The organism is Microcoleus sp. B13-B6 (genome assembly GCF_036705405.1).
Lineage (GTDB): Bacteria > Cyanobacteriota > Cyanobacteriia > Cyanobacteriales > Microcoleaceae > Microcoleus.
The window spans coordinates 1-10,801 of record NZ_JAUBUJ010000164.1 but is presented as its reverse complement, the minus strand read 5'-3'; the positions used below and the strand labels follow the sequence as shown (position 1 = coordinate 10,801).

Sequence of the window (10,801 nt, the reverse complement as noted above, 5' to 3'; positions counted from 1 at the left end):
CTTTTCCGTGAGGGTAAGGGGTGTGAAACCCTTAGAGGAGTGGGCTCCTCGGACTAAACGACCAGTTCAGGTCGCGCATACAAAATTTCCTTCGCGGTACTATCATCCATAGTTCCTACTACAGATAGATTCCCGCTACGGCGTTTTATACTGGGGAAAATGTCCAACCCCAGTCTTTTCAAATTAATCGCAGCATTAATATCACGATCAACCATCAAAGAATTTTGCTCATCCCAATAGTCTCGAATACCGCAATCGGTGAAAATAATTTCATTCCGATAGCTGAGAACCATTGAGGTGTAGGCAGGCTTTTGCGGAATGACGACTGCTCCAGCTTTTTCGGCTATGTAGTCCAGCGTCTTAAAAAATTGACCAAACGCAGCGTCTAACCAAGACTTATTTAGTCCTGATTTGGCTGATTGACCGTTTGGAAGGTAAGTTCCATCATCATCTTGCTTGACTTTGTTTCGTTTAGTTAAGCCCTTCAAGTTTAAGTCTTCATGAAAAAAGAATTTAGCTCCCGATCTCACCAAATTTTGAGCAGTCTTATAGTGAAAATCTTGACGAGAACGAGCTATTTTTTGATGTTGTTTTGCTTCTTTTTTAGCTAATTTACGTCGAGACTTAGAACCTCGTTTCCGTTTATTTCGTTTTGTTGAGATACGGTCTAACTTGGCTTGGTTTTTACGAAGCGGTTTTAACGAGGGTAATTTCTCGCCTGACGACGTTGCCAAATAGACATCTTCATTCAGCACTGCATCCAACCCAATTGAATTATCCCAATTTGGGCTAATTTTGTCAGGTGTGAACTCGGGAACAGAAGAGTCTTCGAGCATTAATTGAATAAACCAACCATCAACCTTTCTGGTTACACTAGCTTGCTTGATGGTAAATCCGTCGGGGATTGAACGGTGCATCCGAACTTTTACAACCTTCAACTTCGGTAATCGAATGTAAATCCAATTCTTGCGAACCAACTTAATCCAATCGTTGTTAGCCGTAGAAAAAGTCATCGTCCGGTAATCCGCTTCAGTCTTAAATCGAGGTCTACCCGATTTTCCACCCTTGCTATCACCTACGATAAACCGTTCAAATGCTTTATCTACTCGCTTAGATACATCTTGCAGGATAGTTGAATCTACCTGTTTAAAGTCCAATAGCTCGCCACTATGAAAAACTTTTACCAAGTCTTTCTTAATGACGGGCAATTGTTGTTTTTGCGAGTAGTAGTTGGGCTTTTCCCTGGGTGCAGAGATACTGGCTATCAATGGACAAGCATTCACAGTAGTGCGATTCATCTCCCACCAATCAAAGCGATCACCTAACTGTCTGTTATACCAATAACGGCAAATTCTCAGCCAGTGGTTAAGGGTTAACTTTTGATTAGTGTCGGGATAAAATTGATACTGGTATGTTGTCTTCACTGCGCTACGACTTTTACGCATTTATTTAGCAATAATGTACCAGAAAATGTTATTTTGTGTCAAGTAATTGAAAAATTATGTCGAAAAACAAAATTGGCTCATTAAATAAAGATTTTGTTCGTCTCGTCATCCACCTGTTCAGTGCTCAAGATTATACTTTTGAGGTCGTGAGCAGGTGGAATCCTCGCCTCACAAGCCTTTCATCCCACACTAACCTTCGATCGTCGGTATAGTGTGGGGATTCCCGTCTGGCTAGCTAAAACACTAGCTAAAGCGTGGCTAATACCTGTCAAAAAGCTAGTCGGACACCTGAGCAACTTAATTGAGTGCCAAATTTATGAACTGCAACATACAGGTTCTAAATATGAGTATGCTGTAGCATGTCCCCGACATAAAACATTAAACAAGCGTCTTGAAGCTCTGGAAAAAGTTGTTAAACTTGATTTAGAAAGGATGCCATTTAGGAGATGAGTGGGAAGTAGCGAGCACTCCGTAGGGTGTAAACGGTGCTTTTTTGCTGGGACAAAAAACAGAAAAAATTCCTATTTGTCTTAAAAGTTTTATTAACAAGACTTAGGAATCTTCCTTGCCCGGAATCTAAAAAACCTACTCTTGAAAGACTTCCCCGTCAAGCTAACGCTTAATCAGAGGTTGATAAAATTAGTAATGGACGCTAACTAATGATTCAAACCTTACTCGAACAACCCCAGAAACTTACACAATTTCCCTTCACGCTCAAACCGCAACAGCAGCAAGCCATCGACAAATTAAGAAGCTTTCTAACCACTACCGAGTCATTCTTCTTGCTGTGCGGCTACGCAGGAACTGGAAAATCCACAATCGTCTTTCAAATTATCCAAGAACTCTTGAGTCAAAGCAAGCGCATTGTCCTCACTGCACCTACTAACAAAGCCGTCGGTATTCTCAGAAAAATGGCAGCCTCTCAAGGTATTTTCGGAGTAGACTTTCTGACAATACACCAACTTTTAGGCTTAGGCATAGTTCGCAAAGAACAAGAGAAAGTCTTAGAACAGACAAGCTGTTGTTACCTCCACCTCTACGATATCATTTTTCTTGACGAATGTTCGATGGTTGGAACTCAATTATGGTCTTGGATTGAGCGTAGATTTGAACGTACCCTGTTCAACCACCGCAAATTAATTCTCATGGGCGACCCAGCTCAGCTTAACCCCGTCGGAGAAAAACGCTCGCCTGTCTTCAGCATTACCAATAAAACTATGCTAACCGAAGTTGTCAGGCAAGCTGGAGAAAGTCCCGTCCTCGACTTCATCACCGAATGCCGTTCTTGTGTCAAGAATAAAACCGATATGTTCTTGCCACATTCTACCTACACTCAAGGGAACAAATCTAACGGTGCATTCAAAGTTAAGCCAGAAACACTCCTGCAATACGCCCTCAAAACCATCAAGCGCGAATTCACTTCCAACCCTGACTGCTTTCGGATTCTGTGCTGGACAAACAAGCAAGTCAACTATTACAATCAGGCCCTCCGAGAACAAGTTTACGGTCAAACAGCCCCCAGATTCATACCGGGAGAAAGGCTGATTACTAAGAAACCAATCATGGCCCCTGATGGTAAGACCGTTATTTTGCCCACTTCAACTGAATTTACCATTAAAGAAGTTGAAACGAGCCAACACTACGGCTATCGAGTATGGCTTTTAAAGATTGTGACCGATGACGGTTTATTTCGGCAAATCTTTGTGCTGCATGAATCCGAAAATAAACGCTACCAGGCTGAACTTAAGGAAAAACTCAAGAGTGCCAAGCGCAGCGGATTTTTATGGCGCAAGTATTATTGGTTTAAGGACGACATATTTGCCGAAATTGACAATTGCTTTGCCCTGACTATTCACAATTCTCAAGGCAGCACTTTTGATGAAGTGGGTTTGGACATTAATGACATTTTGACTCGGCTATTGGTGGGAAAAGAAATGAGCAGCAAACAGAAACTTAAAGAATACCACCGCCTCTTGTATGTCGGAACGAGTCGCTGCCGCCAACGGATACTATTTGTTCCTCCAATTTCATCCAGAGTTCAACTTGCATTAGGATACTTAACTAAATCTGGTTCAAGTAACTTTTGATGATAGGCAGTAGAAAGTAGGGAGAAAATAGCAATAAATCGGTTTGTGAAAAAGGCGGCATCTCACTTAGAATAATATATCAGTAGGGCGAAGCATGACCTCCGTAAATATAAGACGTTCACCAATAACTTATATGCCGGAATGCTTCGCTCTCTTTTTTTCGACAAGATGCACTCCCAAAAACTGCTACTTAGATTACGATTTTATTAATCAACAAGCTCAAATTTATCATCCTAAAATAAAGGTTGATTATTACCTTTAATTGTTAAAGAATAATTACAATAATCCACCTGCTCTCAACCATATTGGTTCCACTCTTTCCACACTTCGACTCTCTTTTTTCAGCCACCGCTCGCGAGTGCTGCTACCGCAGCGGCAAATCGAACTTCTGACACACAACTAATTATGGCAAAATCTAGACTTACAGAAACACCCCCTCAGCAAAAAGTAGTACAGAGAGCAACCAAGAAAAAACGCTCTCCTGAAACAGCGACTAATTCCGCTAAGGCTGAAAAATCTGTTACAAAAATCACAAAAGGTTCTTCAACTTCTGAACCGGAAACAGCACTTTCAGAACAAGTAGAACCCTCTGAAAAATCCACAGAATATACACCAGTTTCAGCCACAGATGCTTCTGATTTAGGAGCTAAATCAAACGATGAGACATTGCCGGAGCCTTCTCCTTCCCCTTCCCCTTCAATCGTTGAATTTGCCTGTGATGCCAGAGAATTAAATGATTACATCCAAACTCTCAAAACCAGCATTTATAGCAATAACAACCATGTCATTTTATCCAATATTCTCATAGAAGCAGATGCCGCAACTAGACAATTGCATTTAACTGCTTATAACCTGGAATTTGGGATACAAGCGAGTTTTGAAGCTAATATCAATCAATCTGGAAAGCTCACTCTCCCTGCAACCATACTCGCAGACATTCTCGGAAAATTTCCGAAAAGTCGCGTTACCTTAAAGAGTTCTTGGGAAATTATCAAAGGAAGTGACGTTCCATCAGTCAGTGCCACTCTGACTGCATCAAGGAGCAAGCACGTCATTCGTGGGCTAACTGCGGACGAATTCCCTGCTATCAAGAGCCTTGAACAAAAACTTGTGACCATTCCTGCTAGCGTGTTAATTGCTGTCCTCAAAGCCAGCTTATTTGCTGTAAGTTCTGAAGAAACCAAACGTATCTTAACTGGAGCTAACTTTCAACTAAGCCACGACGCAGAAAGGGGACTTTCTCAATTGAGAGTTTGGACAACAGACGGACATCGGATAGCAATGGTTGTAGGATTCAGTGAAAGCAGTGATTCCGATATTTTGAACACTCGAAACGTGCAATTTACAGTACCCACTAAGGTACTCCGGGTATTAGAGCGGACTTTGAATCCCACTGACAGAGTAGCTATTTACTATGAGACTGAGCCTGACAATAGCAATAACTTTGTTGCTTTTGAGTGGAACAATTGGCGGCTGACAGCGCAGTTATTAGAAGGAAAATACCCGAATTGCGACCAGATTATTGCTCCTTATCGGCATGAACTTAGCCATCAAATTGTGGTAGAGAAGCTCAGCTTTTTAAAAGCCTTAGAGCGGTTAGCTTCTCACAGCGATAAGTCCCATGTTACAGCAATTTTTGAATTCGATTTAGATAGTCAACAAGTGCGAATTTCACTAAATAATACTCTCAGTTCTGGTACTGAGATAGTTGATGCCAAACTATTCGGTTGTGACTTTCGGATCAAGTGCGACATCCGCTATTTAATTGATACAGTTAAAGCTGTTTCTAGTTCGGATTTGCGGATGTTAATGGCAACTCCTACGGCTCCCATACTGATTGCACCGTTTGGAATACCAGCGTCGGGTACAGAGGCTAAGGAGTGCGAATACATTATCGCTCCGCAAGAATAAAAGGTGGGGAGCGGCATCTAAATTTGATGCCCTCTCCTGCCCCAATTCGGAGCCTATTACTGTATAAATTAGGATAATTTAAATTCCTATTTTAACATAAAAATTATCTACAAGTGTGTTCAATACTCTCGCACCAACAACTTATATTAATACTAATTATCAAGACTCATGCAATAGTAGCCGTAGGGTGTGTCGCCATTAAAAATTCCTAATTTAGACAAACAATCTCACAGATCCGCACCTGACAAACAGAGCCCACAAACAAAGCTAACAATTCTGTAGCAAGATTTTTGAGAAATGGCATAACTTCAGGCATGCCTCCCCTATCGGGGAATAGTTACCAGAAGTATTCTAACGACTCAAAATGTACCAACCACTGCACCTCAAATACCGCCCCAAAAACCTCCAAGAATTAGTGGGTCAAGACACCATCAAAACAACCTTGACCAATGCCATCACCTCCGACAAAATTGCTCAAGCTTACCTGTTTACCGGCCCCAGAGGAACAGGCAAAACCTCAACCGCTCGCATCCTTGCTAAATCTCTCAATTGTTTGAATAGCAAAAAGCCAACCGCCACTCCTTGCGGAGAATGTTCAAGCTGCAAAACCATTGACTCCTGTTCAAGCTTAGACGTAACTGAAATCGATGCTGCCTCTCACAATGGCGTGGATGATGCCAGAGAATTAATACAACACAGCAACTTTGCCCCAGCGATGAGCCGTTACCGCATTTGGATTTTAGACGAGTGCCACCAACTCAGTACCAGCGCTCAAAATGCTCTCCTCAAATGCCTTGAAGAACCTCCGGCTCATGTGGTGTTTATTCTCTGTACGACTGAAGCACATAAAGTCCTGCCGACAATTATCTCCCGCTGCCAAACTTTTAACTTCCGAGCCTTGTCAGTTGATGCTATTGTCGGACAATTGCACAAAATTAGCTCTGCTGAATCTATTGCGATCGCAAGTGATGCCATGCGGGCGATCGCTCGCACCTGCGACGGAGGGTTAAGAGATGCCTTGCAATTACTCTCTCAGCTTTCACTGCTAAACTCAGAGATTACCCTAACTCAAGTTGCAGAAGTATCTGGCAGCATCAGCGAGCAAGAGTCGATCGCCCTTCTCAAAGCCATTCATTCTGGCGATACCTTAAGCGTACTGCAATCTTCGAGAACGCTCATTGACAGCGGCAAAACCCCCAAACTGATTCTCAGTAGCTTGCTAGCCTCAATGAGAGATTTGCTCATTGTCAAATCAACGCGCCACTGCCAAAATTTAATTGCAGGGCCAGTAGGCTACTCACAACTGCGATCGCTCGCTCTTCATCTGGATTTTGAAACAATTGATGCGGCTTGTGCACAATTGCAGAAATCAGAATTTCAATTGAGAACTAGCACCAATGCAGCTACGTGGTTAGAAGTTTGCCTGCTGAACTTGATGCTGTCAAGCAAACCTGTAGCCAAGGAAATGCGATTGCCGGCAACTTTCCCATCTAATCAGCCCGACAAATTTGATAAAATCCCTCAAAAAATAGAGGCAGATTCTCCTGACTTTGAGACAACTTGGGCGCAAGTAGTAGCAGCAGCGAAACCAGGCAATCGTAGCCTCTTAAACCGCGCTCAAATTGCCGAACTTTCGGCTGATTCATGTGTGTTAGCAGTAGAAAGAAAATACGCGAACAAGTTTCAGAGTCACCTTGAATCCGTGCAGCGGATCGTTACTAAAGCTTTAGGCCGCTCTCTTACTGTAACTGTCAAACAACAGGAGGAGTTAGCAGCATGATTAGCATCCTAATTGGGAATGATACTTACGCAATTGAACGAGAAGTTGAAAATTTTAAGACTCAAACTCATCCTCTCTGGCGAGATTTCAACATCCACCGCAGAAATGCTTCTTCCCTGGATGCAGCCCTCTCTGCTGCTGCTTCAGTTCCTTTCGGCGGAGGAAACAAACTTATTGTCGTTGAAAATTGCGATTTCAAGCAATTTGGAGAAACTGGGCTAGAATTGCTCCAAATCTTGCCCCAGTTACCTACCACGACGCATTTAGTCTTCACTGCTGGTGCGATCGACAAGCGGCTCAAGGTGGTCAAGCATTTGTTGCAGTTTGGTCAACTTAAGGAATTTACTTTGATTCCCCCTTGGCGTACCGACTTAATTGAAAGTGCGATCGCTACTACTGCTAAACAGATGAATCTCTCAATTGCCAGAGATGCTGTCAGCTATCTAGCGGTAGCCATTGGCAACGATTCTGCTAGAAGAGTCAGTGAACTAGAGAAATTAGCCATTTATACCGACGGCGAGCGTATTACGAAAGAGGCAGCAAAAGCCCTCGTTCCCGCTACCACAGCCAGTAGCTTTCAACTTGCCGAAGCCCTTTTAAAAGGTCAAGCAGTGGCAGCAATTAAGGTGCTTGACGAATTGCTCTCAAGGGCAGAGTTTCCTTTGGCAATTATTGCTACTCTTCAAACCCAGTTTAAAACTTGGCTGTGGGTAAAAGCTACTCTCAATTCCGGCCAACAACGTTCTGATAGCGAAATTGCTAGTATGTGCGGAATTAGTAACCCCAAACGGCTGTATTTCCTTAAGCAGGAGGTTAAGGAAGTATCTGCAAACTGTTTAAGTCGATCGCTTTCCATTTTGTTTGATTTGGAAATTGCCCTCAAAACTGGAGACAAGCCTGACTCGATGTTGCCTGCTTTGCTCAGAATCACTCAACTCAATCACTTTAATTAACAGGAAAGCGCTGCTGAGTTGATTCGGCAGCCTTTCATTAACAGGAGTGTTAAAAAAGCTGTTTGTTTCAACGGTAGGGTTAAAAAAGATAACTGCTCAATAACCCAATACGGTTGACTTAAGAAGAATCGGATTTGGAAAAAATGCCTGTATTGCCTAGAAAATCGTCAGAGGAAATTCCTAAAAAAGCGTTAAGTCAACTGTATTGCTCAATAACCGCTGGTAAAATTAGAGGAGCTGAATGAAATTAAACAATATTACTAGGTTTTAGCCTGACTTTTCCCTGATTTACCAGCGATTATTGTATTTTTTTAGCGGTTATTGAGCAGTTACTAAAAAACCTGTTTGTTTCATTTTTTGTAAAATTCCTTCTTAACATTTATGAATAAAAAACTGTACAATAAGTTCAGACTTGTTACAAATTTTGGCTTGTCTGATTTTGTAGTGATAAGCAAACCGCATATCCTTATGGAGAGGGCATTACAGAATCGCAAAAAGTTGTACCTGATACCGTATTTACCATAAACCCAGGACAACCCAATTTTTCTAAATTATTGCTATAGATTTAGTAAGGTGGTCGCCATGATTAGAAACGAAAAGCAATATGAGTATACCCAAGAATTAGCGCAAAGATGTGAGTCTACGCTAGCCCAGTATGACGCCCAAGATGAAGAGGTAAAAAAGAACGATCCTTGGTGGTTAGTAATGCGTGAATCTATCCAAAGTCATCTGGATACTTTTAGGGCAGAAATAGCTGAGTATGAAAGATTGGTGGGGTACGATCGCACTCAAGACCTCAAAATTGAAGTAGATTCGATTTTAGAGCTGCCAAGAGTCTTAATTAAAGCTCGAATTGCTGCAAAAATGACTCAAAAAGAACTTGCGGATAGACTAGGGCTGGAAGAAAATCGAATTAAGCAATACGAAGACTCAGATTATCAATGTGCGAGTTGGGTGGAAATTATCGATATTACTGAAGCTTTAGCGGTTGAGCTGAAAACAGCTAGTTTTGTGGTGGATTTTCAGGAGATGGAAGGGAGGAAAAGTTCTCTGGCTGAGTTTGTAGAACGACAGCGAAAGCAGTTAGAATTTAAAGCTCAGAGAGTCGAAAAATAGTCATTATTTATTGTCCAATACGGTTCATGTAAGACAGTCCGTTCAGTAAAACGATGTGAAAAACAGACGGGATTGCTTTCCTACCCTTCACCGAACGCCTTCGGCGAACGGATCGCGAAAGCTAACGCGAAGACGCTCGCAATGACAAAAACAGTTAACCCAAGCGTATTGAGTTATTGTCTAGATATCGCAGCAGTTTTTGAGGGTACAATCGCACTCTCATCTCTATTTGTATAAACTTCCGAGCCGCAATAAACTTACCCACTCTCATCATTATTACACTTCCCAGTGAAAATCAGTTAACCGATCTACTCAAAAAACGTTTAAAAGCAGCTCACCTTTCCTGCATCATCCAAACAAGAAAGCCCAAAATTTGCTCAACAGGAGGTAGTGGATAATCTGTAAGATCAATGGACGCGCATTGCTCTTCTAGTTTAAGAAACCGCCAGACAGTACCGCTAGTTACCGTTCCGTAAATCGTCGATATCGGCTGTTGCTTTTGTTGGTTAAAGCGTTGAGCTGCAACCATTTCTGCAAGGCATTGCCCAAGAGCCGGTTTAAGGTCTTCTTTTTTGGCTTCCACCAATATAACCGCAGGGGCTTTGATAAATAGTTGCTCCGGGGAACGACTAAGAAGAAAGTCAACATACCCTGTGAGTTCAGCCTCCGGTTCTACATTGAATTATTCGCCTGAAAAAACGCTAATCTGTCCTTGAAGCTGGCGTTTTACTTCCAGTAATACAGGATTGATGATACCCTCAGAACGAGCTTTTTCGCTACTCACCGCGATCGCCCAGGGAATCGTTTCTTTAAGAGTCTCCTGTAGTAAAAGGCTAGGAGTGACAGGGGAAATTTCTGGTAAGAAACGCGAGCCTTCAATGATTGTGAGATGGAAATCATCGACAGCTTTGCTGAGAGTAAACTTACTGTAAGGCATAGGTTTATTATTCTTAATTGGATACTATAACACTTCTGGGTTAAATGAGGTACATCTGGTAATTGGTAATTGGTAATTGGTAATTGGTAATTGGTAAGCTGTCGCGTCTTTAAATTATATACTTCAATCCTTGTAGAAAAAGCGTAAAAATTTCTCCCTCTCTCCCCTTCTCCTTTTCTCCCCCTCTCCCTCTCTTCTTTGCTACATTCCAACCTTCAACTCCGAACTGCACTCTCTTCCCCTCTCCCTCTCTCCCCCTCATTCCCAATAGACACTTTAAATGCGTAGCAGCTTAATGGGCAGTTGACGCCTCACTTGCTTGAGAACCGCTATATACATAGCAAGTGTACTGTGTTAATGCTAGCGTCTCACGGGGCAGGGTAATCGCGCAGTGAGCCAGAGACCTACCGTTTCCCTAGTTCCTGAACCCAAACCCATAATTGCCACCAAATTCAGTCCGACTCCCAGTTGGTTTTTTTGGAATTTCCTCTCTCCTTCTTTTTCCTACCTATCGGTAGTAAGAGAGAAAAGATTCATTCTTAGAGTGACCAATGCCTCCCAATTATATCAAC

Annotated in this window: 8 protein-coding genes; 5 read left to right on the top strand and 3 right to left on the bottom strand. The window is 42.3% G+C overall.

Annotated elements, in window-relative coordinates:
- Positions 1 to 53: 53 nt before the first annotated feature.
- The gene (locus QUB35_RS36950) at positions 54 to 1,445 is read right to left on the bottom strand and encodes a transposase (protein ID WP_333147737.1); all 1,392 of its coding nucleotides are present in this window, start codon (positions 1,443 to 1,445) and stop codon (positions 54 to 56) included.
- 659 nt (positions 1,446 to 2,104) lie between these two features.
- Here QUB35_RS36950 and QUB35_RS36945 point away from each other — a divergent pair.
- The 5 genes from QUB35_RS36945 (at position 2,105) to QUB35_RS36925 (ending at position 9,292) form a co-directional block, all read left to right on the top strand.
- The gene (locus QUB35_RS36945) at positions 2,105 to 3,532 is read left to right on the top strand and encodes a DEAD/DEAH box helicase (RefSeq protein ID WP_333147735.1); all 1,428 of its coding nucleotides are present in this window, start codon (positions 2,105 to 2,107) and stop codon (positions 3,530 to 3,532) included.
- Between the two features lie 405 nt (positions 3,533 to 3,937).
- Positions 3,938 to 5,443, top strand: a complete 1,506-nt coding sequence (gene dnaN, locus QUB35_RS36940) for a DNA polymerase III subunit beta (protein WP_333147733.1) — start codon at positions 3,938 to 3,940, stop codon at positions 5,441 to 5,443.
- Between the two features lie 364 nt (positions 5,444 to 5,807).
- On the top strand, positions 5,808 to 7,223 hold the full coding sequence (gene dnaX, locus QUB35_RS36935; protein ID WP_333147731.1) for a DNA polymerase III subunit gamma/tau: 1,416 nt from the start codon (positions 5,808 to 5,810) through the stop codon (positions 7,221 to 7,223).
- The gene (gene holA / locus QUB35_RS36930; protein ID WP_333147729.1) at positions 7,220 to 8,176 is read left to right on the top strand and encodes a DNA polymerase III subunit delta; all 957 of its coding nucleotides are present in this window, start codon (positions 7,220 to 7,222) and stop codon (positions 8,174 to 8,176) included. Before dnaX ends, holA begins: the two co-directional genes overlap by 4 nt.
- 582 nt (positions 8,177 to 8,758) lie before the next feature.
- On the top strand, positions 8,759 to 9,292 hold the full coding sequence (locus QUB35_RS36925) for a helix-turn-helix transcriptional regulator (protein ID WP_333147727.1): 534 nt from the start codon (positions 8,759 to 8,761) through the stop codon (positions 9,290 to 9,292).
- A 334-nt stretch (positions 9,293 to 9,626) separates the two neighbouring features.
- Here QUB35_RS36925 and QUB35_RS36920 read toward each other — a convergent pair whose 3' ends face one another.
- Together QUB35_RS36920 and QUB35_RS36915 are read right to left on the bottom strand one after the other, a co-directional pair.
- Complete coding sequence (locus QUB35_RS36920; RefSeq protein ID WP_333147725.1) at positions 9,627 to 9,875, bottom strand: hypothetical protein; 249 nt, start codon at positions 9,873 to 9,875, stop codon at positions 9,627 to 9,629.
- A gap of 99 nt (positions 9,876 to 9,974) precedes the next feature.
- Complete coding sequence (locus tag QUB35_RS36915; protein WP_333147723.1) at positions 9,975 to 10,229, bottom strand: hypothetical protein; 255 nt, start codon at positions 10,227 to 10,229, stop codon at positions 9,975 to 9,977.
- Between the last annotated feature and the right edge of the window lie 572 nt (positions 10,230 to 10,801).

Bases quoted from the DNA above. Each gene is read 5' to 3' on its own strand.
- dnaN (WP_333147733.1), top strand. From the start codon at position 3,938: ATGGCAAAATCTAGACTTACAGAAACACCCCCTCAGCAAAAAGTAGTA.
- holA (WP_333147729.1), top strand. From the start codon at position 7,220: ATGATTAGCATCCTAATTGGGAATGATACTTACGCAATTGAACGAGAA.
- QUB35_RS36945 (WP_333147735.1), top strand. From the start codon at position 2,105: ATGATTCAAACCTTACTCGAACAACCCCAGAAACTTACACAATTTCCC.
- dnaX (WP_333147731.1), top strand. From the start codon at position 5,808: ATGTACCAACCACTGCACCTCAAATACCGCCCCAAAAACCTCCAAGAA.
- QUB35_RS36915 (WP_333147723.1), bottom strand. From the start codon at position 10,229: ATGCCTTACAGTAAGTTTACTCTCAGCAAAGCTGTCGATGATTTCCAT.
- QUB35_RS36950 (WP_333147737.1), bottom strand. From the start codon at position 1,445: ATGCGTAAAAGTCGTAGCGCAGTGAAGACAACATACCAGTATCAATTT.
- QUB35_RS36925 (WP_333147727.1), top strand. From the start codon at position 8,759: ATGATTAGAAACGAAAAGCAATATGAGTATACCCAAGAATTAGCGCAA.